This is a genomic window from Micromonospora hortensis, from assembly GCF_022230935.1.
In the GTDB taxonomy this organism is placed as follows: domain Bacteria; phylum Actinomycetota; class Actinomycetes; order Mycobacteriales; family Micromonosporaceae; genus Micromonospora; species Micromonospora hortensis.
Genome location: NZ_JAKKFE010000012.1, coordinates 576,061 through 599,616, shown reverse-complemented (window position 1 = coordinate 599,616; position 23,556 = coordinate 576,061). Strand labels below are relative to the sequence as shown.

Annotated in this window: 13 protein-coding genes and 1 pseudogene; 3 read left to right on the top strand and 11 right to left on the bottom strand. The window is 70.0% G+C overall.

The genetic code is table 11. From position 1 onward, the window contains the following. Positions 1-169 precede the first annotated feature (169 nt). From NIE111_RS11160 to NIE111_RS11135, 6 genes and pseudogenes are all read right to left on the bottom strand, one after another. Positions 170-307, bottom strand: a pseudogene (locus NIE111_RS11160) (DUF4260 family protein); the annotation flags it as partial. A 27-nt stretch (positions 308-334) separates the two neighbouring features. Then, positions 335-1,225, bottom strand: coding sequence for an NmrA family NAD(P)-binding protein (locus NIE111_RS11155; RefSeq protein ID WP_238684318.1), 891 nt, complete (start codon positions 1,223-1,225; stop codon positions 335-337). Between the two features lie 84 nt (positions 1,226-1,309). Continuing rightward, positions 1,310-2,374: an extracellular catalytic domain type 1 short-chain-length polyhydroxyalkanoate depolymerase gene (locus tag NIE111_RS11150; protein ID WP_238684317.1), complete on the bottom strand. Its 1,065-nt coding sequence runs from the start codon at positions 2,372-2,374 to the stop codon at positions 1,310-1,312. 261 nt (positions 2,375-2,635) lie between these two features. Continuing rightward, positions 2,636-2,776, bottom strand: coding sequence for a hypothetical protein (locus tag NIE111_RS11145; RefSeq protein WP_238684316.1), 141 nt, complete (start codon positions 2,774-2,776; stop codon positions 2,636-2,638). Next, a complete protein-coding gene (locus NIE111_RS11140; protein ID WP_238684315.1) occupies positions 2,773-3,492 on the bottom strand; it encodes an ABC transporter permease in 720 nt (239 codons plus the stop codon). Before NIE111_RS11140 ends, NIE111_RS11145 begins: the two co-directional genes overlap by 4 nt. Before the next feature lie 26 nt (positions 3,493-3,518). Continuing rightward, positions 3,519-4,400, bottom strand: a complete 882-nt coding sequence (locus tag NIE111_RS11135) for an ABC transporter ATP-binding protein (RefSeq protein WP_238684314.1) — start codon at positions 4,398-4,400, stop codon at positions 3,519-3,521. A gap of 221 nt (positions 4,401-4,621) precedes the next feature. On the opposite strand from NIE111_RS11135, the gene NIE111_RS11130 reads away from it, so the two are divergent. Next, positions 4,622-4,894, top strand: a complete 273-nt coding sequence (locus NIE111_RS11130; RefSeq protein WP_238684400.1) for a hypothetical protein — start codon at positions 4,622-4,624, stop codon at positions 4,892-4,894. A gap of 107 nt (positions 4,895-5,001) precedes the next feature. On the opposite strand, the gene NIE111_RS11125 is transcribed toward NIE111_RS11130, so the two are convergent. After that, positions 5,002-7,185 (bottom strand): hypothetical protein, encoded by a 2,184-nt coding sequence (locus tag NIE111_RS11125; protein ID WP_238684313.1) that lies wholly within the window; start codon positions 7,183-7,185, stop codon positions 5,002-5,004. A 583-nt stretch (positions 7,186-7,768) separates the two neighbouring features. Here NIE111_RS11125 and NIE111_RS11120 point away from each other — a divergent pair. Further along, positions 7,769-9,910, top strand: a complete 2,142-nt coding sequence (locus NIE111_RS11120; protein ID WP_238684312.1) for an MMPL family transporter — start codon at positions 7,769-7,771, stop codon at positions 9,908-9,910. Between the two features lie 157 nt (positions 9,911-10,067). On the opposite strand, the gene NIE111_RS11115 is transcribed toward NIE111_RS11120, so the two are convergent. Together NIE111_RS11115 and NIE111_RS11110 are read right to left on the bottom strand one after the other, a co-directional pair. After that, positions 10,068-11,165: a HAMP domain-containing sensor histidine kinase gene (locus NIE111_RS11115; protein ID WP_238684311.1), complete on the bottom strand. Its 1,098-nt coding sequence runs from the start codon at positions 11,163-11,165 to the stop codon at positions 10,068-10,070. A gap of 351 nt (positions 11,166-11,516) precedes the next feature. Continuing rightward, positions 11,517-12,239 (bottom strand): response regulator transcription factor, encoded by a 723-nt coding sequence (locus NIE111_RS11110; RefSeq protein WP_238684310.1) that lies wholly within the window; start codon positions 12,237-12,239, stop codon positions 11,517-11,519. A 397-nt stretch (positions 12,240-12,636) separates the two neighbouring features. Here NIE111_RS11110 and NIE111_RS11105 point away from each other — a divergent pair, with 397 nt between their 5' ends. Next, positions 12,637-16,128 (top strand): phosphatidylinositol-specific phospholipase C domain-containing protein, encoded by a 3,492-nt coding sequence (locus NIE111_RS11105; RefSeq protein ID WP_238684309.1) that lies wholly within the window; start codon positions 12,637-12,639, stop codon positions 16,126-16,128. Between the two features lie 56 nt (positions 16,129-16,184). On the opposite strand, the gene NIE111_RS11100 is transcribed toward NIE111_RS11105, so the two are convergent. Continuing rightward, complete coding sequence (locus NIE111_RS11100) at positions 16,185-19,022, bottom strand: ATP-binding protein (protein ID WP_238684308.1); 2,838 nt, start codon at positions 19,020-19,022, stop codon at positions 16,185-16,187. A gap of 82 nt (positions 19,023-19,104) precedes the next feature. Next, positions 19,105-23,475 carry a glycoside hydrolase family 9 protein gene (locus NIE111_RS11095; protein ID WP_238684307.1) on the bottom strand — a complete coding sequence of 1,457 codons (4,371 nt, stop codon included), beginning with the start codon at positions 23,473-23,475 and terminating at the stop codon, positions 19,105-19,107. Positions 23,476-23,556: the final 81 nt, after the last annotated feature.

Genomic DNA, 23,556 nt, shown 5'->3' with positions numbered 1-23,556 from the left:
GACTCGTACGGGCCGATGGCTGGCGCCGACCGGCGTCTCGGGTCGCCTGACGCCGCGCCTGCAGGTGTGGTGTGAATCGATGTACAGCGGTGCGGGTGAGCGGGCTGAAGCCCGCCGCGCGTCCGTCATCGGAGACACCGATCCCACGGCATCATCCTGAGCGGGCCCTTCAGGCTGGAGACCTCTTCGGCGCGCCCGAAGAGGTAGGACCGGGTCCGCCTGGTTGAGCCCGGCGGGCCTTCCCGATCCGACCGAGATGTGTGTGATCGAACCCCTCGGTCGTCTTCAGGCCGTAACCAAGGGCGCGGTCGACCGCGGTCGGCCGTCCCGGGTGTCAGCGATCCCTGCGCCGCAACGCCGGCTCGGTGTCGGCGAGAAAGCTCCACAGCGTACGCGCCGGCCGTCCGATGACCTGCTCGACGGTGTCGGTCACCTCCGCGAAGCCGCCGGCGCGCACCCGCTCGAACGTCAGCGCGGAGAGGTCTCGTTCGAAGCCCTCAAGACCGGCAACAGCCTCGTCGACGGTCACGTCCCGGTGGGTCACGGGATGCCCGGCCGCGGCGGAGAGCAGCTCCGCGGTGCGCGGCAACGACAGTGCCTCCGGACCGGAGATCCGGTACGTCCGGCCGGAATGCCCGTCCTCGAGCAGCGCCCGCGCGGCGACTGCCGCGATGTCCCGGGCGTCGATCCAGGCCACCGTTGCGCCGCTGCTGGGAAACGGCAGCTCACCGGCACCGACAATCTGGTCGCGGTAGAAGCGCGGATCGGTGAGCACCTGCATGAACCAGCCCGGCCGCAGGACCGTCCAGGGGCGCCCGCTGTCGCGTACCACACGCTCGACGCGCGGCGCCCAACCGACGGGCCCCGGATGGTCCGGGCCCGGGTGGCCACCGTCCTGGTCGGACAGCAGGACCACCCGGACCCTGGGCGACGTTCCGGCCAGCAACGCAGCGACGAGTTCCGACGCGTCCGCGCGGTCCGGCCGGACCACGTACACGGCGTCGACGTCCTCGGTCGCCGCCGCCCACCCCGACGGCTCGTCCCAGGAGAAGGCGGTAGGGCGAACGCCGTCGATGCCGATGGTGGCCGGATCGCTGCTGCCGCCGAGCACCTCGACGTCTCGTCGTGCCACGAGCAGCTCCGCCAGTGGTAGGCCTGTCTTGCCGCGGACGCCGGTCACCAGCACCCGGGTCGCGCCGGTCTCAGCCGATTGCGAACTCCGCACCGTGAACCACTCCTTTGGTTGGTAACTCGTGTGGGTCAACCCCCGGTCGCATCCCCGGTAGGCGCGGCCGGGCCGGCGGAGTCCTCACGGCATCGGGTGGCGCTCGGCGAACTCCCATACGATCTGGCTGGCGTCGGGGCCCGCGTGATCGGTGTAGCGGCCGTCGCCGTCGGGGCCGGGCCAGGCGTGCCCCATGTCCTGGACACGGTACGACTCGACGATCGGCGAGCCGTCCGGCGCGGTGATCGTCGAACGCGTGTACGCGTGCCGGCCCGCGGCGGCTGGCACGGACACGGTCTCCTCGGCCGGGTTGAGGCTGTTGTTGGGTAGTCCGTCGTCGACGAGATCGCTCACGGCGGTCCACTGTGCGACGAGTCGCGTGGCGACCAGGGGTGGCACGACCTCGTCCTGCTCGCCCTGGATGACCAGCAGGGGCACCCGCCGGGCCCGCTCACCCATCTGGGCCCAGGCTTGACGGGCCGTGTCCAGCGGCGACGTCGAGTCCGGGTCGTCCGGGTCGACCTGGTTGAGCCCGTACTCGCCGCCGGCGACCGAGGTCGCCGTGGCGAAGACGTCGGGGTGGGTCGCGGCGAGGATGACCGCGGTTCCCGCGCCCGACGAGGCGCCGGCCACGTGCACCCGCGCGGGATCCGCGTCGTACTTCTCGACGACCTGGCGGGCGACGCCCGCGAGCAGCGCGGGTTCGCCGGCATGCCGGTGTTGATGCCGTGGGTCAGCGGAGTTCCAGCAGGCGATCAGGTTGCGGGAGATCAGTTGTGTGGGGTAGGCGACGATGAAGCCCTTCCGGTCGGCCAAGCGGTTGAACTGCGTCGTGGATTTCATGGAGTTCCATCCGTAGCCGGTCATGCCGCAGCCGTGGATTGCCATGACGACCGGCAGCCGGGCCGTCCCCTTGTGCTGGGGCGGAAGGTGGACCTGGTAGCGCTGCGAACCGGCATCGCCCTGGTAGACGTGGTTGCGGTCGCCGTCGCCCACCTGCCAGGGCAGGCCGAGCTGAAGGGCGGCGACGCCGAGGCTGACGGCGGCCACCACGGTGGCGAGGATGCCGGATACGATCCGGAGCCACCGCCGTCGCCGAGGACGGGTGGGTTCGGCGTCGGCATCCGGCGCGGAAGGCGTGGAGGTCACGCGCGTCTCCTTTCTTGTACGGGACGTCTAGTGGATGTCGACACGGCGCGGCGTGGGGTTGGGTATGCCGGATAGCTGAGGTAGCCCGACGCCGCCACCGGCGTCGTAGTCGTCCCGCGCCAGGCATGGCGCAGCCCGAGCAGGCTGAGCTCGGCGAGCAAAGCGCCGTACACCTCGGGTGGGTGTCGATGTCGTCACAGGTGTGGTGGCACCGGCGGACGATGTGGTGGGGCTGCCCCTGCGTAGTTCCACTCGGTCGCACTAGCTGCGAGGAAGCACTGTGATGGCCGCGATGGCGCTGTTGACGACCGCGGCCGTCACGGTGCGGGTAGCGGCCTCCGCCGCGGCGTCGGCGCCCCATTCGCCCAAGGTCGGGTTGCCCGACCGGGGTTCGGTGGTCATCGGCGGGGTTCCCAGCGGAAGAGTCGGATGGCAAGGTTGACGGCGACGGCGACCCAGGCGAGCGTGGGTGCGAGCAGGAGCAGGGAGTCGGTCACGGCGACGCCGCCGTTCCAGGCGTTCACGGTCAGTTGGGTGGCTGCGCCGCCGGGCAGCAGCCGCTTGAGCCAGGCGAGGTCCTCGGTGCCGGTGATGCCCACCCAGGTGGCCACGGCGATCACGCCGAGCGTCACTGGCAGGGTGGTGACCTGGGCGTGCTCGGGTGAGTTGGTCAGCCCGGCGGTGGCCAGGGCCAGGCCGATCATCATGGCCAGTGTCGCGAGGGTCGCCACCACGAGCAGGGCGACGTTCGCCGGCTTGCCGGCGACGACGGCCAGGGCGATCAGGATCGCGGTCACCTGGATCAGGGCGATGACGACGACGGGCAGCAGCAGGCCGGCGATGATGCCGGTGTCGCTTGCGGCGGTGGAGCGCAGCCGCTTGAGGAAGAGGTTCTGTCGCCGGGACGCCAGGGTGGTGACGGCGGTGGCGTAGAGCCCGAACGCGGCGATTGTGAACATCACGATCGCGGCGATGTAGCCGAGGCTGCCGATGTCGGCGAAGGTCTCGTGCTGGCGGACGAAGTACGCGCTGACGACTACCGGGATGATGAGGCTGGTGATCAGCACCAGTCGGTTGCGGAAGATCTGGATCAGCTCGCTTGCGGCGATGGACAACACGGTGGCGCTCCTGTCGAGATAACGGGTCAGTTGCTGATGGCGCGGAAAACGTCGTCGAGGCGGGTCGGCCCAGCCTCCAAGCCCTGCAGCTCGACGGCGTGGTCCTGGGCCCACCCGAGCAGGACGTGCAGGTCCTTCTGCAAACCGAAGGTCTCGACCACCACCTTGCCCTCGACGGTGACCGCGGCCTGCAGCGGCAACGCTGGCGCCCCGGCCGGGAGGGAGAAGCGGATGACGGCCGGCAGGGTGCGGGTCAGTTCGGCCACGGTGCCCTCGCGGTGGAGGGTGCCCTGGTGCATCAGTCCGATGCGGTCGGCGCGTTGTTGTGCCTCCTCCAGGTAGTGGGTGGTGAGCACGATGGTCGCGCCGTTTTCGCGGAGCCGGTCGACGGTCGCCCAGACGGCGTCGCGGGACTGGATGTCGAGGCCGGTGGTCGGCTCGTCGAGGAAGATCAGCTCCGGGGTGCCGTAGACGGCGGTGGCGAAGTCCAGCCGCCGCTTCTCTCCGCCGGAGAGTTGCGACACCTTGCGGCCGGCTCGGGCGGTGAGGTCGACGAGGTCGAGGATCCGGTCGACGTCGTCGCTGCGCCCGCTGAGCCGGCCGATCAGGCCGACGGACTCACGGACGGTGAGGTCTGGGGAGAATCCGCTCTCCTGGAGCATGACGCCCATTCGGGGACGTACCGCTCTCCGGTCGTCGGGGCTGTGCCCGAAGACGCGTACCGTGCCGGAGGCCGGCCTGCGGTGTCCCTCGATGACTTCCAGGGTCGAGGTCTTTCCGGCGCCGTTGGTGCCCAGCAGCGCGTACAGCTCTCCTGGCCGTACCTGGAAGGAGAGGTCCTTGACGGCGTGGAAGTCGCCGTAGGTGAGGTTCAGCCGTTCGACGTCGATGACGGGGGTCGTGGTCATGTCCCCATGACAGCAGCGATGGCGGCCGACCGTCAGTGCAACTACGTCACGGCTACAAGTGACGCGGTGTCACTGTTCGAGACTGGTGGCCGTCGGATACTGACACGGTGACCGCTCGATGCCGCGCTTCACCGAGTCGACGCAGGGGAGGCTGCGCCGGCTCAACCTCGCCACCTCACTGCCGCCGGTCGTGATCGCCGCGGTGGTCCTGCTCTACACCGATGCGCGGACCTGGTGGTTACGGCCCCCGATACCCCGTCCTGCTGCGCGTGCCCCACCGCCGCCGCGAGGCCAGCCTGCTCGACGCCCTCGCCGGTGTGCCCACCGCCATGCCCGTGGCCACCGGCCTGCACGACGAGCACCCCGCCGGCCCCGCCTGGACCCTCACCACCGACCCCGGCCTGCGCCGATCGCTGCACGATCTGCCGTCGGACCGCGGCCCCCACAACATCTCCACCAACCCCGACCGCTATATCGACCCTGACGATCACTGATCCGTGCCAGCACGGTGATGAACGGGCGGGGTGTTTCCGCGCTGCCCCGCCGATGATCGCCGACGGCGATGGCCTCGCGGGCCCTGCTCGCAGGTGAGCTGGCGTCTTCAACCGTTTCGAAGGCGTTCGGAAAGGTCGCAGACTGCCCTGTCGTATCGATCGTCCGTCACACCGGGCCGGTGGGCCCGTATCGGCGCCCATACGGTGTCTTCGCCCTGCGCGTCAAGGCACTGCGGATCCCTGAGCCGGCGGTCCACGGTCATGTCGGGGGCCTGTTGCGCGCCGCGCTCACCGGCATCTGCACTATTGAAGATCCAGCCGCCGATCGGATCGGTATCCCGCCACAGGTTCACCCACCGCCAGCCGACATGACGGCCCACCTCGCGCAATACCTCCGCGCCGACGTATGCCGGGAACAGCGCGCTGTACAGGCGTCTTAACGGGGAACTGTGGGTTAGCAGTGCGACCCTGTCGAGCACCTGCGGCTCAAGTTGCAGAATGCTGGCCACAGCCAACACGGACCCGTGACTGTGGGCCGCGACCAGCACACCGTGCCCTCTACCCGCAAGCACGGTGATCCGGCGAGCGAGTTCGGGTACGGCGCGTTCGGCGTAACACGGTGGGGCGAAGGGCTGGGCGACGCGAGGCCAGAACATACCGAGGTCCCAGAGCACCCCGATGTACCGGCGGAAGACCGACGTTCGATACGCGAACAATCCTCCAATCAACAAGCCGAGGAAGACCAGCGCCATCAGGTAGCTGCCGAAGTGCGTACCGGCGCTCACGAAGTCGGGCGGCAGGCTCGCCAGGTGCTCAGCGGCGAAACTGGGTTGCAGCTCGACCAGACCCAGCGCGGAAAAACCCAAGCTCAGCGCGACGATGCAGCAGTACATTGCCGCGAGCGGAGCGAGCCACTCGGTGAATTGAGCCCGAGCGATCGCGTCACGCACCTCTGCCCGTCGTCCGTTCGCCCGCGCATCCGCACAGGGGAAGTCTCGGGCGACGATCTCTTCCGCCGCCCGCCTCCGGTGACGTCGCGACAGCACGACCATGACCGCACCGGTTGCTGCGGCTGCGAAGACCGACACAAAGAAGCCGAACATGGTCCACTTGTACGGCAGCACCGGGCTGGTGGGCTGCACGTCAGGTGTAGGCAAATCACGATCGAGGTAGTCCGAGACCCGGTAGTTGAACTCGGTCGCGTAGATGACCGCCAGCCCCACGGCAAGGCACGCGAACAGCGGTGCACCCAAACCGTGTAGGAGCACGCGACCACCGCCTGCGCGATAACGGCCCACCAGTGCCGCTGTCCCCAGCAGCGCCAGGAGCACGCCTTGGGTAACGAACACCATGACCACCGCCCGGGCGTGGCCGGGCAGACCCTCCACGGGGGGCCACGCGGTCCGATCGAGCGCCGCACGACAGATGACGACGACCGTCGTCACCACGGCAATGAGGCGTAGCACACGAACGACGACGTCGACCGCCAGACCCGATCGGGCGACGACCCTCTCGGACACGCATAACAGAACACAGCCCACTGTGACAGCTGACGCCGTCACTCCTAGAAGAAGGTCAAGCACGTCAGGACCGCGGGCCGACCACAGCGCCGCGACGAGGCTGAGGTCGATCACAGCGAGGCCCGTCGCCAGATGGATGAACCGCAGTCGTTCCGCTCCGGGAAACGCGTCGGGCGTTCCGATCGCGCCGAGAGGCGTGTCCGCCTTCGTTCGCGTCGCCGTCGGCGGGATGAAGTTGTTGTACCAGTGTCCGCAGCGGGGTCCGGCGAGCTGCAATACCCAGAGAGCGCCCACAGGCACCAGCGACAGCACCGCCAAACGCAAACCGGCCGGTTGACCACCGAGCCACGACAACCAGGTTCGGCCGCCCAAGCACTCAGCCCGGGACATGCACTTGACAGCAAGCAGGTCCAACCCCACACCCACGAAGGACAGGACGTACAGGGCCGTAAGGCTCAGACCAACCAGCCGGCAACCGACCCGGACCACACTCCCACTGACGTTCGCTCGCGGCCGCATCCACGCCGCCGCGTTGCACAACATAAACGGCAACAGGAACACCAGCGACAGCGTCCTCACCGCAGTTCCGCTTGGCAACTCACTCCACCGGTATGTCTCCAGCACCGAGCCGCAGGCGCCTCCCGTGGCACCGTTCCCCTCCCGCGGACGATAAAAGCCGCCCTTGTGGTCGCCGGCCACACGGCGCAGCTGCGGCCGATCGAGGACGGCGTCCGCGTCGGCGCTCGACACGCCGTACACCCGCAGTTCCACGACGTCGCGGGGCGGGGGACGCGGTGACTCGCGCCCGGTGCCGGGTGGCGGCAACTTCGGCATCCTGACCTCACGACGAATCAGCGCGGACGAAACCGGTGTCGACCGCGCTTACCCACTCGCGACAGGCGCAGACCTCGCCTGCCCCCGCATCCGGCGCCTCGGTGAGCGTGCGGTTCCGGCGGCCCGAGCGCGCACGACCAGACTGGCCTGAGACAGGGTCGGCTCGAGGGGTATGGCGCGGGATGACCGGTGAGGCGCGACGCGCGCCGCGCCTGAGCCGGGTCCGTCGACGATCAGACCGCGCGAAGGTCCGCGACGCCGCGGCCGCGTGGACTGGACGGGTCGACACCGTCACCGCCCGCACGGACCGGATGGACGTCGACGCGTAGCTGATCCGGACCGACGCTGCGTCGCCTGGGCCGTGCCCACCGCGCAGGATCTGGACACCGCCGCGCTGGTGCGTGCGCTCGGCACCTCATTCGGCCACCCGGCCTGAGCGGCGCATTAACGGTCGTCTCAGATTCGCTCGGTACGAAGTCGGCATCAGATGAGCGAACTGACCCGTATGGAGGAAGCAGTGATGGCAGTCAAGGCAGCGCCGCCCGGGGAAGCGCCGGCCGGTCGCTTGGCAGGCCGCTGGGTGCCATGGTTGGTGATCGGGTTGTGGCTGGCGCTGGCGGCGGTCATGGTGCCGCTGAGCGGGAAGTTGAGCTCGGTCACCACCGACAGAGCCGTCGACACCCTGCCGGCCAGCGCCGAGTCCACCAAGGTGGCGGTGCTGGAGGACAGCCTCCCCGGCGGTGAGGACAACACGTTCGTCTTCGTGTACCACCGCGCCGGCGGCATGACCGACGCCGACCGCGCGTCGGTCGAGCGCCACCACAACACCCTTGCCAAGCGGTACCCGCCGAAGGTGACGGCGGCGGGCGGCGAGGACGAGGAGGGCCCGCTGACGAGACCCTCCACCGACGGCAAGGCGATGATGTTCACCCTGGATGTGAGCACGACATACGGCGCACCGGAGACCATCGTCGGCCCATTGCGTGAGGCTGCGAAGGACCGCCCCGCCGGCCTGGAACTCGACGTGACCGGACCCGCCGCGGTCGACGGCGACATGGACGCCGTCTTCGACGGCGTCGACCTGCAGGTCTTCCTCACCACCGTCGTCGTCGTCACGCTCCTGCTGATCCTCACCTACCGCAGTCCGGTGTTGTGGTTCATCCCGCTCATGGCTGTGGGCGCGGCCGCACTGACCGCGATGGCGACCGTCTACCTGCTCGTCAAGGGCTTCGGCATCGTGATCAACGACCAGAACTCGGCGCTGCTGACGATCCTGGTATTCGGTGTCGGCACGGACTACGCGCTGTTGCTGATCGCCCGGTACCGGGAGACACTGCACCACCACGAGAACGTCCGGGTCGCGATGGTCCACGCGCTCCGCGGCGCGGCGCCGGCCATCGTCGCGTCCGCGGCCACCGTGATCGCTGGCCTGCTCTGCCTGCTCGTCGCCGACCTGAACAGCACCAGCGGGTTGGGCCCGATCGGCGCGGCCGGCATCATGTGCGCGCTGGTGGCCATGCTGACGCTGTTCCCGGCGGTGCTCGTGGTGCTTGGCAGGCGGATCTTCTGGCCGGCCATCCCGCGGTTCAACACGGCCGTGCAGGAGAAGCCGGGGCTGTGGGGACGGCTCGGCACCGCCATCAGTCGCCGCCGGTGGGTGGCGACGCTCGGCTCGCTCGGAGTCCTCGGCGTGCTCGCCATCGGGCTGGTGGGCAACACCGGCGCCCTGCGGGAGCAGGACCAGTTCCTGTCCGCGCCGGAGTCGGTCACCGGCTTCACCGTTCTCCGCCAGCACTTCCCGGAGCTCGGCGGTCAGCCGATGACGATCTTCACGCGGCCGGCGCACCAGGAGCGGGTGCTCGACGTTGTCCAGGGCATTCGCGGTGTGGCCCTGGTCGTCCCGGGGCAGACCAGCGGAGGCTGGGCCGACATCTCCGTGTTCCCGACCGACGCGCCGGACAGCGCCGCGGAGTACGACACGATCAAGCGGGTGCGTGCCGCCGTGCACGCGGTGAACGGGGCGGAGGCGATCGTCGGCGGGCCGAGCGCGGAGAACCTCGACACCGAGGTCACCACCACCCGCGACGAGAAGCTGGTGATCCCGTTGGTGCTCACCGTCGTCCTGATCGTCCTCGGGCTACTGCTCCGAGCGATCGTGGCCCCGCTGGTCCTGATGGCGACCGTGATCGTCTCATTCGCCGCGGCCTTCGGCGGCAGCGTGTTCGTCTTCGACACGGTCCTCGGGTTCAAGGGCGTCGACTATTCGGTGCCGCTGCTGGCATTCCTGTTCCTGGTGGCGCTCGGCATCGACTACAACATCTTCCTGGCCAGCCGGGCCCGGGAGGAGAGCGTGCGCCTCGGCACCAGAGAGGGCATGCTCAAAGCCCTCTCCGCCACCGGTGGCGTCATCACCTCGGCAGGCCTGGTCCTAGCGGCCACGTTCGCGGTTCTCGCCTCACTTCCGCTGGTGATGCTGATCGAGGTCGGGTTCCTGGTCGCCTTCGGCGTGCTGCTCGACGCCTTGCTGGTGCGGTCGGTCCTGGTGCCCGCCCTCACCCTGCTGATCGGCTCACGGATGTGGTGGCCGAGCCGGTTGTCCCGACCGGCGGAGTTGCCGGACGATCAACGGCCGCTCGTGGAGGGGCCCGCGCCGCAACGGTGAGCGCGGCGGCACAGTCGAGATCCGGGACGGGCCCTTGCCCGTCCCGGATCCTTGTCCTGGCCCGGCGGCCGTCACCGTGTCCGCCGCCCTTGTCCTGCGCCGCCCGCTGCGGCGGGTCCTGGCACCGCGCGCGGTCCCGGCGCCGTGCCGCGGAGGGTCAGAGCGCCACCGTGTCCACCCCCGCGCTGAGCCGGGTGACCCGAGCGGGCGGGGCGGCGGCCGGCAGGATGATGCGCAGCAGCGCGCCGCCGCGTGCGGACCGGGCGACGGTGACCCGGCCAGCGTGGGCGTCGACGACCCGCTGCACGATCGACAGGCCCAGACCTGATCCCGGCAGCGCCCGGGCGCTGTCGGCACGGTAGAACCGGTCGAACACCCGCGGTACGTCGGCGGCGTCGATGCCCGGCCCGGCGTCGTCGACCTCGAGGACCGCCGACGTGCCCTCGGCACGGAGCCGGACCTGGACCGGCTGGTCAGCGGGGGACCACTTGCCGGCGTTGTCGATGAGGTTGAGCACCGCCCGCTGGAGCGCAGCGGGACGCCCGCTCACCCAGACGGAGGTCACGTCGAGCGCGACCTCGATGTCGGGCACGCGGGAACGCGCCCGGGTCGCGGCGGCCACCACCACGTCGGCGAAATCGAGCAGCTCGGTGCTCTCGTCGCTGACGTCGCCGCGCGCCAGGTCGGTCAGCTCGGCGGCAAGGGTGCTCAACTCGGCCACCTGGGCGCCGAGATCGTTGAGCAGCCGGGTCCGACTCTCCGCCGGCAGTGCGCTGTCCAGGGTGCCGCGCCGATCGAGCCGGATCAGCAGCTCAACGTTGAGGCGTAGGCTGGTGAGCGGGGTCTTGAGTTCGTGGGCGGCGTCCTCGGCGAGCAGCCGCTGGGCCCGCCGGGAGTCCCGAAGCGCGGCGAGCATGTCGTTGATTGACTGGATCAGCCTCCGGATCTCCCCGCCGCCCTCGTCCGGGATGTCGGCGTCGAGGTCCCGGGTCTGCGCGACACGAACCGCGGCGGCGGTCAGCCGGTCGATCGGTGCCAGTCCGGTCCGCGCCACGGTCCGCCCGACAAGGGCGCCCCCGGCCACGCAGAGCAGTCCGATCAGCAGCATGCCAAACCCGAATCGGTTGATCGGGGTGTCGTCGCTGTTGCGGGCCACCTGGACCGCGCCGTCGCCCACCCGCAGCGTGTAGATGAGGTAGCCGTCGTCGTCGCTGTCGTTCGACTCCATCAGGTCGGCCGACGCCCCCTGCGCCACGCGCCCGGCGTGCCCGCTGACGGGGGGGCAGCGCGGGTTGGCCGGCCGGCGTCCGGGTCGAGCCGTCGGGCAGGATGACCCGCACCAGCCGACCGGACCCGGGATACGGCGGTAGGTGGACCTGCGCCAGGCCGGTGGGCTCCACGGTCGTCGCCAGGACGCGGGAGTCCGCGCGTAACTGATTTTCGGCGTTGTCCTGCAGCTCCGAGTCCAGTAGCTCGCTGGCCACCTGGAAGGCCACGAAGACGCTGACCGCGATGGCCGTCGCCGCGATCACCGTCAGCCTGGTCCGCAGGGACCGCCGGCGCCACCATCGGGTCGGCCGTCGCGGTTCCCGGCCGGCGGGTCTGCTCACGGAGGAGTCTCCCGCAGCGTGTACCCCAAGCCGCGCAGCGTGTAAATCAGTCGCGGCTCACCCTCGGCCTCCATCTTGCGGCGCAGATAGCTCACGTACACCTGGAGGTTGTTGGCTGTGGTGCTCATGTCGAAGCCCCAGATCGCCTCGAACAGCACGTCGCGGGTCAACACCCGGGTCGCATTGCGCACGAGAACCTGTAGCAGGGAGAACTCGGTCCGGGTCAGATACAGCGGCCGCCCACCCCGCCAGGCCTCGAACCTGTCGGGATCGAGCCGGACGTCGGCGAACGACAGGATCTGCGACTCGTCGTCGCCCGGCGCGCGGCGGCGCAGCAGAGCCCGGACCCGGGCCAGCAACTCCTCGGTGGCGAACGGCTTGGGCAGGTAGTCGTCGGCGCCCGCGTCCAGCCCCGCGACCCGGTCGGAGACCTGATCCCGGGCGGTCAGCATCAGCACCGGCAGATCTCGACCCGCCGCCCGCAACCGCCGGCAGGTCTCCAACCCGCCGAGGCGGGGCATCATCACGTCGAGGATCAGCAGATCCGGCGCCGCGCCACCGATCCCGTCGAGCACGGCGAGACCGTTGGCGGCGGTGCTAGTGCCGTAACCCTCGACCTGAAGCACCCGCTCCAGCGACTCACGGATGGCCGCCTCGTCGTCGACGATCATGATCCGCACGCCGGTCCGCTCCCTCCAGTTGATGGTTTTGCGGCTCATCCTCCCCGATCAACCTGAGGGCAGGATTAATGCTGCAACGGCAGTGGGCGAATCGAGTCCAGCTCGTGGTCGTCGGCCTGCCTGTGACGGACGTTGATGTTGATCGGTGGCATGGGGGACGCTGCTCCAGGCCGGAGGCCTGCCGGGCTTCGTCCGCCAAAACGGCAACATCGCACCAGTCAACAACGTCGTCATCTGACAGATGTCTCGACGCGGCGCGGCACCAAGACTGCAGGTAGTTCCATCGATGCGTGCTCGCACGCGCGATCACGCCTGCCGGAGGTCTGCCATGCCGACGACACACTCAGCATCCGCCCCACCGGGTCCGGCGAAGAAGCCGATTCTCCGGTGGCCACGGCGCTCCCGACAGCCGAGGCCAGCGATCGCCCTGCTCGTCATGACCCTGGTTGCGACGACCGCGACAGCTGTCGCCGGTCCGGCCACGCCGGCCTTCGCCAACGACCACTACAGCACCATCGAATCCGCCGCCGAGGCCAACCGGGACTGGATGGCACGGGTGTCGGACGACGCCAGCCTGGCCGACCTGTCCATTCCCGGCACCCACGACACCCTCGCGCTCTGCGGCCAGTCGGCGGGCAACGGCGACTGCGAATTCATCTCGACGAGCCTCACCCAGACGCAGGAACGCCACGGGTACAGCGCCGAGACCCTGGCCACCCAACTGGACGCCGGCATCCGGTCGATCGACATCAGGGTCCGGGTGGACAGAGGCGACGCCGGACTGACGTTCACCGTCCACCACGGTGTCTACTACCAGTGGGCCAACTTCACCGACGTGCTCACGAAGATCGAGACGTTCCTGCGGGCGAACCCGACCGAGACGGTGCTGCTGAACCTCAAGGCCGAGTGCCTGGGCAGCGATGGAAGTTGCGTCGACGCGGAGGGCTACGACAGCACCGAGTGGCGCCGGAAGGTCTTCGACTCGTACCTCACCGGCCGCTACCACACCGGCAACGGTGACGAGACGAGGCAGGGCAGAGCCTGGGGAAGCCTGTTCTGGGGCAACTCCGTCAACGGTGTCGAGCAGACGACCACGCCGACCCTCGGCGCCGTACGCGGGAAGATCGTCCTGCTCGGGTTCCGCGGACCGGCCGGCGGCATCTACGGCGGCTACGGCATCGGGCAGCTCTACCCCGCCGGCGGCTCCTACGAGGGCTATGTGCAGGACAACTTCACCGTCACCCAGGTCAGCGACATCGACGACAAGTGGGAGAGTGTTCGGACGCACCTACGCAAGACCAACGGGGTGTGGGACGCCAACCGTGGCGAGCAGACCCGACACGACCACGAGCCGGGCTCGCTCTACATGAACTTCACCAGCGGCACGGGCGGCCTGGCCCATCCGTACACGGTCGCCGGTGGCACCCCGACGGCGACCGGAGTCAACGAGTTCCTCATCCAGTGCCTGCGGGCCAGCAACGACAGGTGCCCGGAGTTCTACCCGAACCGGGCGGGCAACTTCGGTGGACGCCAGACCATGGACCGGCTCGGCATCGTGATGATGGACTTCCCGGGCGGAAAGCTGATCGACGAGATCGTCGCCCGCAATCCCGCCGGTCGGGCCGGCGGCAGTCGCAACGGCGGGGCCGGCGACCCGATGGAGCAGCATGCCGGCGGTGACAACGGAGGCACCCGACCGGTGGTGCCGACCGACCACGCGCAGTGCCGCCCGGACGGCATGATCCCGACCGCCGGCACCAGCACCCCCTACTGCCGGGTCTACCAGGGCGACGGCCGGGAGTGGCTCGGCCAGGGCCGGAGCCGTCGGGTGATCGGCTACTTCAACGGCAGCCGCACCGGGGCCGACGGCAAGCCCTTCTACCTGGTCAAGAACATGCCGTGGTCAAAGCTGACCCACATCAACTACGCCTTCGCCCGAGTCGAGAACAACCGGATCTCGGTCGGCGCGGATGGCCCGAACAACCCGGCAACCGGAATGACCTGGAACGTTCCCGGCACCGAGATGGACCAGAGCCTGCCGTACCGGGGGCACTTCAACCTGTTGACCACCTACAAGCGTCTGCACCCCCGGGTGAAGACGCTGATCTCGGTGGGCGGCTGGGCGGAGAGCCGCGGCTTCTACGGCATGACCACCAACGCCGACGGTACGACCAACCAGGCCGGGATCAACACCTTCTCCGACTCGGTCGTCGACTTCCTCGGCCGGTACGGCTTCGACGGCGTCGACATCGACTTCGAGTACCCGACGGTGCTGGACGACACGGGCAACCCGAACGACTGGGGCGATGCGCGGTCGCGCCGCAAGGGACTGCCGACCTCGTACACGGCCCTGATGAAGACGCTGCGGGAGAAGTTGGACCGGGCGTCCGCCACCAACGGTCGCTACTACCTGCTCACCTCCGCCACGTCGGCCTCCGGCTATCTCGTGCGGGGCATGGAGAACCAGAAGGCGCTGCGCTACCAGGACTACACGAACCTGATGGCGTACGACTACCACGGCTCCTGGAACGAGGTGGTCGGCCCGAACGCCGCCCTGCACGACGACGGCAAGGACCCGGAGCTGAGCGACCTCTACTCCACCCCGGAGTACCAGAAGATCGGCTACTTCAACACCGACTGGGCCTTCCACCACCTGCGCGGCGCGATGCAGGCCGGACGCATCAACATCGGCATCCCGTACTACACCCGGGGTTGGCGCAACGTCACCGGCGGCAGCAACGGCATGTGGGGCAGAGCCGTGGGCAGCACCTGCCAGCCGGGCACCGGCCTGGTCCGCCCCTGCGGCGACGGCGCGGTCGGCATCGACAACATCTGGCACGACCGCGACGCGAACGGTCGAGAGGTCGGTGCGGGGGTCAACCCGATGTGGCACGCCAAGAACCTGGAACGCGACCTCACCCCCCGCTACGCCAACGCGGTCGGCCTCACCCCGGACAGCGACCCGAACGACCGGCGCACCGGCACGTACGACCGGCACTGGGACGCGACCACCCGCACCGCCTGGTTGTGGAACCCGGAGAAGAAGACCTACCTCTCCATCGAGGACACCGAGGGCCTCGACCACGTCGTGGACTACGTCAACCGCAAGGGCGCGGGTGGCGTGATGATGTGGGAACTCTCCGGTGACTACGAGTGCCCGGCCGAGGCGGCCCCGGACAACCCCTGCGTGATGGGCTACACCCTCACCAACCGGCTGCACGAGCGGCTCCAGGGCGCCGCCGCGTACGGCGACAGCCGCGGCGCCGGCAGTTCGGTGCAGCGTCCGGCACTGGCCGTCGACGTGACAGTCGACCTGATCCGCTACCCGACCGACACGGCGAGTCTGTGGCCGCTGACCCCGACCGTCCGGATCAGCAACAACACCGGGGTGACCATCGGTGGCGGCAGGGACAACGTCATCTCCTTCGACCTGCCGACCTCGACGCCCCCGCTGATCAAGGACGGCAACTGGCAGACCGGCGCCCAGGGCGGCCGGTGGAAGGTGCAGGCCGGGCACACCGGCCCGAATGTCGGCACCGGGCTCTCCGGCGCCTTCCATCGGGTCAGCCTCACCCTGGACTACTGCCAGATCATCCCGGCCGGGCAGAGCCTGGACGTGCCGATCATCTACTACATCCCGGCGACCGGGCCGGTGAACACCACAGTCAAGCTGGGCGGCACCACGTTCGCCTCGGTGCCGGAGCAGAACCGGGGTGCCGCGAAGGTCATCCCGGCGACCGGCGGATGCTCGGCGCCGGCCTGGGACGCCAGCAAGGTCTACAACCCGGCGACCCAGTCGGTGGAGAGCATCACCGTGAAGTACGCCGGCAAGGTCTGGCAGGCCAAGTGGTGGACCCAGGGCAACGTGCCCGGCACCGGGGCCAACTCGGACCTGGAACCCTGGCGGCTCATCGGCCCGGCCAGCTGACGCGAGGACGGTGGCATCCGGGTCCGACCCGGATGCCACCGCCCGGGCAGCGCCGGTCACCGCTCGACGACGTCCTCCGGAGAGCGACGCAGCACCGCGCCCGCGATCTCCACCCGGCTGCGCATGCCGAGTTTCGCCAGGATCCGCGAGATGTGCGTCTGGGCCGTCCGGCGGGTGAGGAACAGGCTCTGCGCGATGTCCGGCGTCGACCGACCCGCCGCGACAAGCATGGCGACCCTGCGCTCGGTGGGGGTCAGCGCGTCCCAGCCGTGTCCGGCCCGTCTGCTCCGGGCACCGCGCACCCCACGCCGAACCCCACGACTGCGCAGCCTGGCCTCGGCCCGACGGATGTCCCAGGTCGCGCCGAACCCGCCGTACAGGTCGACCGCCTCGTTCAGGGCGGTCCGCGCCTGCGCCGTGTCGCCCCGCTCGGCCAGGACGACGGCGAGATCCTCCAGCGTCCCGGCGAGTTCCACCGGCACCCCGCTGGCCCGGTAGTGAGCCACGGCCGAACGAAGCGCCCCAGGGTCGCCGCCGTGCAGGCCGCGACACCTGTCGGCGGACGCGGCAGCTCGGGCCGGCACCTGCTCTGCCGCCGCCTCCGCCAGGCAGGCGCGTACCCCCGCCTCCGCCGCCGACCGGTCGTCGACCGCCAGAGCGAGTCGGACGAACCGGGGCAGCCACTGGTGGGTCAGGGTCATCTCCCCTGGCCGCCGGTCGAGAAGAGCGCCCAAATGATCCAACGCCATCCGCAGATCGCCGTCCTGCTCGGCGGCGAGGGACCGCGCCACGAGCAGGAAGTCGAGGTTTTCCCGATCGGCGACGGTCACGACCGGGCGGTCGAATCCCGCGCGAAGATGGGCGGCGGCCCTGACCCGCTCGCCCCGATGGCCGGCGATGAGCGCTGACACACCGTGCCAGAGCCGCCCCGGGCCGCCTTCGCGCAGCCCACGGTATGTCGACGCCGAGGTGTCCTGCGCGACCGCGTCGAGTTCGGCCAGGGCGTCGTCCCACCGCCCCAGCCAGAACAGCAACACGGCGGCGGTCACCCCGGCGGTCGTGTCGTCCATGCGGTTGGCCGCGCGCAGAAAGTCCCGGGCTTCACGCAGCGCCGCCTCCGCGTCCGTCCACCGGCTCAGGTTCTGGAGCGAGAAGATCCGTCCGTGCAGGGCGAACGCCCTCAGGTCGACGTGGTCGGCGACGAAGCCCAGCGCCTCGATCGCCCCCTCCGCGCTGTGCAGGGCGAGCCGGTGCTGCCGGCGCACGGAGTGGCTGGCCCAGAGACCCGTCAGCGCGTACGCCGTCGCGAAAGCGTCTCCGGCCACGGCTGCCATGCGCAGCGCGTCCCGAGCGGTGGCATCCGCCGCCGCCAGGTCCCCGGAGCCCGCCCGCTGGAACATCGCCAGCGAGGCGAGCAGCCGGGCCCGCCAGGCGTCAGGTAGGTCAGCTCGGGCGAGGGCCCGGTGCAGGTGGGCCACCGCCGCGGTGTTGTGCCCGCCACTGAACAGCGCGCGGGCGAGCATCCAGTGGAGCTGCCCACGGTCGTCCGGGTCGACGACCAACCCCAGGGTCTGCCGCACCCGATGGGCGGCTTCCTCGTGCTCGCCGCCAGCGATGAGGACCCGCGCGAGGTTCATGCAGAGCCCTACCCGTACGTCCTCGTCACCCGGGTCGTGGTCCACTTCGCGACGGAGCAGCTCGGCCGCGAGGTGCGGCGCCCATCCGGCCAGCACCGGTCCGGCCTCGGCCAGCCACCGCCGCACCCAGCGGTCCCCGACAACGCCGGAGGCGAGGAGATGCTGAGCCACACGCTGCGGTTCGACGCTGGTGGACTCCAAGGCCCGTGCCACCTCCAGGTGCAGTGCGGCGCGCAACGCGGCCGGCACCCCGTCGTACAGGGCCTGCCGGAGCAACGGATGCCGGAACCGCATCCGAGGGCCGGCCTCGACCAGGATGCCTGCCGTCACCGCCTCCTGGAGGTCGGCGGAGAAGTCGATCGCCGGACGGCCGAGCAGCGCGGCGAGTTCGGTGACCGCGAATTCGCCGCCGAGCAGCGCGGCCGTCCGCATCAGCTCGACGGTGCCGGCCGGGACGGCACTCAGCCTGCCTTCGAGGGCCGCGGCCAGCGACCTCGGGACCACGCCGACAGCTGAGTCACGCACCTCGGCCTGCGCGCCGATGTCCAGCAGGTCTTCGCGAACCAGTGACTCGACCAGTTCCCGCAGGAAGAGTGGATTGCCGACCGCCTGAGCGGCGAGCCGGGCGAGTCCGCCCCCCGGTGGCACGCCCACGAGTGTGGTGAGCAGATCGCGGACCGACTCCGGGGCGAGGGGGCCGAGCGGGACGCGGACCACGTCCCGCCGGACAGCGACGTCGCGCAACCGCCGCACGGTCGACCGGTGAACGCCGGGACGGTAGGAGAGGACCAGCAGCAACGGCAGGTACGCGGCGACCGAGGCCAGCCGGCGGCACACATCGATGGACGCGTCATCGGCCCACTGCACGTCGTCGACGAGGAGCATCATCGGACCGGCGGTGCACAGTTCGTCGACCAGAGCGACGACCATCTCCACGGCCGCCGCGGCGTGACCGGCGTCGGCCAGATCGAGGACGGATCGCCTGTCGCTCAGGAACGCCGCGATCCGCGCCCGGTGGGGATCCGTCGAGCGCGGCCTGATCTCCAGGCAGTCGAGTAGAACGCCCAGGAGTGGCGGATGAGCCAGTTGGTCGGCGACACCCTCTGACACCTGGCAGCCCAGCTCTCTGCCAACGTGGGCAGCGGCCGCCACGAGGGACGACTTGCCGATCCCCGGCTCGCCCTCGATCCAGACCACGCCGCCGGCGCCGAGACGCAGCCGTTGCACGGCGTCCCACAGCTCCGCGAGTTCGGCCACACGCCCGATCAGAAATCCTGGAGATTGACGGAGGTCAGCATCGTGCCTCAGATCCATCGGCTGCCCCGCGCCGTCAGCCCGGTCATCGACGGCCAGCGACGTCGGCGGCGAACGCGGCAACCCAGGTCAGTGCGGAGTTCCAGTTGATGGTGATCTCGTTGACCGACCAGGCTTCGAGATTGTCGACGTAGCAGAGCTGTGGGGCGCACCCATGTAACCAACTCGCCGAGAGCGGGTCCTGGAGGCTGGAGTTGGGCCCACCGGCGACCGATCCCACCGGCGGGTTCGGCAACCGGGCGTCGAACGATTTCGCGTACCACCGGCTGTGCTGGTTCTTCGCGTCGTTGCTGCCGTAGCCGGTGATGTAGGACTGCCCGAGGGCGTTTCGGCCCAACAGGTAGTCGAGCCCCTCGAAGACGGCGTCGGCGTACCTGTCGTTGCCGGTGAGGTCGTAGGCGGTGGCCAGGACGACCTGGTTGTTCAGCATCGACGCGTTCGAGCCCCAGTCGTAGCGTCCCGTGGTGGGGGAGTACGTCTGCCCGAAGCGCTCGGCCTTCTGGAACGAGATCAGCCGGTCCGCAGCGGCGACCACCCATCCCTCGATCTGTTCACGGTCGCTCAGCTCGGTGCCGAGCCGCGCCAGATCGAGTTGGGCCAGCGCGGCCACCGAACCCCAGTAGAAACCGTTCTGGCTGAAGGCCGCACCGGCGGTGTGGAACCGGCTGACCCGGACGGCGGTGAGGTAGGTGGCGTCCTTGGTGGTCAGGTACAGCTCGGCTGCGGCCCAGTAGAACTCGTCGGAGACGTCCCCGTCGTTGTAGGGGCCCCCACCGCTGCGGTCCTCGTACGGTGCGAAGAGCGCCGGGTTGGCCCGGGCCGCGGCGTACGCGCGTTCGGCCGCCGCGCGCAGCCGGGCGGCGAAGCCGGCGTCGTGCGCCTGGTAGATCCTTGCCGCCTGGGCCGCGACGGCGGCCAGGTTCAGGGTGGCCGCGGTCGACGGCCGGTGCAGTTCCCGGGGTTTCTTGTCCTGGTGCGGGAGCATCGGCGGCCCGGTCCAGGTCTCGTCGTGCACCTTGTGGTGGACCATGCCGGCCAGCGGCAGACCGTCGGGCACCTGCATCTTCAGCATGAAGTCGAGGTTCCAGCGGGCCTCGTCGAGGATGTCCGGAACGCCGTTGCCGCGTTCCGGCACGGCCAGGGTGCCGTCGCCGAGCGCCGCCGGCCGGTTGCGTTCCCACGTCGACAGGAGCTGGTACGTGGCGATGCCGCCGTTGACGACGTACTTGCCGTGGTCGCCGGCGTCGTACCAGCCGCCGGTGACGTCCAGTCGGTAGGAGCAGGTCCAGTTGTTCAGGAACGACTTCGGCCGCTGGCAGGGCACCTGGGTGTCGCCACCGTTCGGTGACTCCGCGACGTGCCCGGCCGGGCGGGCGTACGCCGCCCCGGCGATGCCCCCGTCGATCGCGATGCCACTGCGGTTGGTGTAGAAGAAGCGGGTCACGTCGGCGCGCAGCCGGTCGTACAGGTCCGCGCGGACGTCGAACGGGTGGCTGGGGCGGTCGACCCAGCCGTCGTACACCAACTCGAACCGGCCGGTGGTCGTGACGTGGCTGAAGTCGATCACATGGGTGTTGGCGCTTGCCGACGCGTCGAAGCCGGTCGGGGTGGTCCGACCCGTCGCCACCGTCGCGCCGCCGCCGGCCCGGCGCAGCGTCCACGGCACCGCGTGGGACGCGCCGTACAGCAACGTCGCCCGTTTGGGCCCGTTGGGCAGGTAGCCGTGCTGGTTCACCTTGAGGTCCGGCCCGGCGTCGGCCCGGTACGCGTACTCGGCGCCGGTGAGCGTCACGTCGTCCATGCAGAACTCGTACGGCGCCGTGGACTTACCGAGCCGGAACTGGAGCTGGGCCAACCGGTACGGCTCCGGGTAGGTCGTGGTGATGCTGTACTCGTACTCCTTCCAGGCGGTGCCGGTGGTGAAGCCCTTGTTCAGGTACGTGACATTGGTGGGGTTGTCGAAGGGCGCGAGGTAGACCAGCGGGTTCGCCGCCGTGTTCGTCCGGGCTCGGAACCGCAGCGTGTACGTGGCGCCGCCGGGCAGGTAGATGCTGTTGTGCCCGACCAGGACGTCCCACGGGTTGGTGGACGCGGGCGCGGTCACGCAGAAGGTCCCGCCGTCCAGTTTCGGCGTCATTCCGGCGTTCACCCACCACGGTTTGTCCGTGCCGGTGAACGTGCTGTTCTGCAACAGCCGGCCGTCGAGCTGCGGCCGGGGTGGCCCACCCCCGTACGCCGGCAGTGTTCCCGCCGGCAGGTCCTGCCCGCCGCCCTGGCCGGGCTGTCCCGGGCCGGGATCCGCGCTGCCGTACCGGGGCAGCAGCCAACCGTCGAGACCACCCGAGACGGCGCTGACCAGGACGAAGTCGCCGATCAGGTCGGCGTCGAGGTCGGCGAACAGGCCGGTGGTGCCGGCGAACGGGCCATCGTCACGGATCGGGCCCAGTGACCGCCAGCCGGTCGTCGCGCTCCACGGAGCCCCGGTGTTCTCCCAGGCCAGCACTTTGCCGCTGGGGTAGTCGACGCGCAGCACGTCGGCCCGACGGTCACCTGTGACATCCGAGAACGACGTCTGGTAATAGCCGTCGGCGGGGGTCGCGAAGCCGCTGACCGAGTGCCAGTCGCCCGGCACCGGCATCCGGCCCGGGGACCGGTTCTCCCAGAGGCTGGCGTGGCTCAGCCGATCCGAGTTGATCAGGTCGTCGTCTCCGTCGCCGTCGATGTCGACGAAGCGCGGGTTCTCGTAGAGCAGGTTGTTGGCCACGGTGGTGGGTGATCCCCATCGTTTCTGCGCGCCGTCGGACTCGTTGCGGGACATCCAGATGACCCGGGTCCCGGTGGGCGACTCGTCAGCGGTCAGCAACCGGAGGTAGTCGTCCCGGTCGTCGCCGTCGAGGTCGCCGAAGTGCACCGTCCCGGGCAGACCCCGGTCCGGCGGGCTGATGTCACCGAGGGCGGTCCAGGTGGATCGGACGCCGTCGTTGCGCCACGCCGGTAGCCGACCGTCGGGCTGGACGATGACGTGATCGGCGTCGCCGTCGCCGTCGAGGTCGGGGAAGTGGGTCTCCGAGCCGGCCGGGGTGGCGTCCCGGAACTCACCGATCGGGTCCCAGCGCGGGCCGATACCGTTGCGGGGCTCCGGCCGCCACTGGTAGAAGTCCTGCCCGACCACCAGCCGCGCCCCGAGAGCGTTGGCGGAGGGTTGCAGGGAGCCGCCGAGCCCGGGCGTGAAGATCTGCCCGTCCTTGAACTGCCACCGGGACACCTCGGCCTGCTCCGAGCAGAGGGTACTGCCGGTGCTCCGGGAGTTCGCGTCCCAGGACAGGCACCGCTCGGTCGCCGGGTCGGCCTGCGGCCAGGCGAGCTGGTACTGGCCTCCCGCCGTGCTGAAGCGCACCTGGAGGGCCTCGTCGAGGCTGCCACGCGGCGTCCTGACGTGTGGTCCGATGTCATCGCCGTCGTTCGTCTTCAACGCGATCACCGCGTGCTCCAGGTGGCGGGCGAAGAAGCGGTACGTGTCGCCGGGGACCGGGGCGTAGCAGTCCCGCTCGGCGGTCGTCCGGGGCGCGAGACCACCGCCGGAACCACAGCCGGCGTTCACGACGTAACGGACATACCTGTGGTCGGAGTTCCCGCCGCGCACCTCAGCGTTGATGGTGTTGTTGTTTCCGATGCTGGCGTAGGCGAAGTCCAGCTCCTCGCCGCCCTCGTGGGTGGGCTGGCCCGCCGCGACGATGCGGCTCTGCAACGCGGCCGGCATCCGTGCGGGATCCTGGTTGAAGTCGGCCAGCACCATCCATTCGCCAGTGGGGCGACCGGCCATGAACTGCCGAGCCGTCTCGATGATGTCGGGGGCGTCGTTGGCACTGTTCCGACCGTTGGACAGCGCGTGGGCGGTGAAGTACCAGTCAGAGCCGATCTGGACGCCCATCATCGGCCGCGAGTTGAACCGCCCGCCCACCGGCAGGATCACGGCGTCGGTCACCGTCTCCCGGGTGACGATGGCCAGGCCGTTGCGTTGCTGACCGGTGTCGGCCCAGTAGATCTGCAACAGGTCCGGGCGGTCGCCCGTGCCGATGTTGTACAGATGCTCGGTGACGCCGGCCTCGGTGAACTGACGATCGGTCCACACCGCCCGGGGGGGAGGTTGGCTGCCCGCCTCCTGGAGCGCGGCGACCTGCACCCCTTCCTGGTGGAACATCTGCTGCACAGCGGCCACCCACCGCGACTCCGGAGGCTCTTCGCCCCCCTGGTGCTGGCCCTGCAGGTTCCAGGACGCGGTGACCCGGTCCTGCGGCACCGCTACCGCCGGTGTCGGGGGTTCCAGGGCGTACAGAAACGTCGACACCGTCGTCAATGCGATGATCGCGGCCAGCCGCCTGCGCACCACGCCCACGTCAGATCCTCCAGACCGACCTCGTCGCCCGCCACCGGGATCACGGAGACGATGCGGCAGCGGAGCCCCGCACCGCATCGG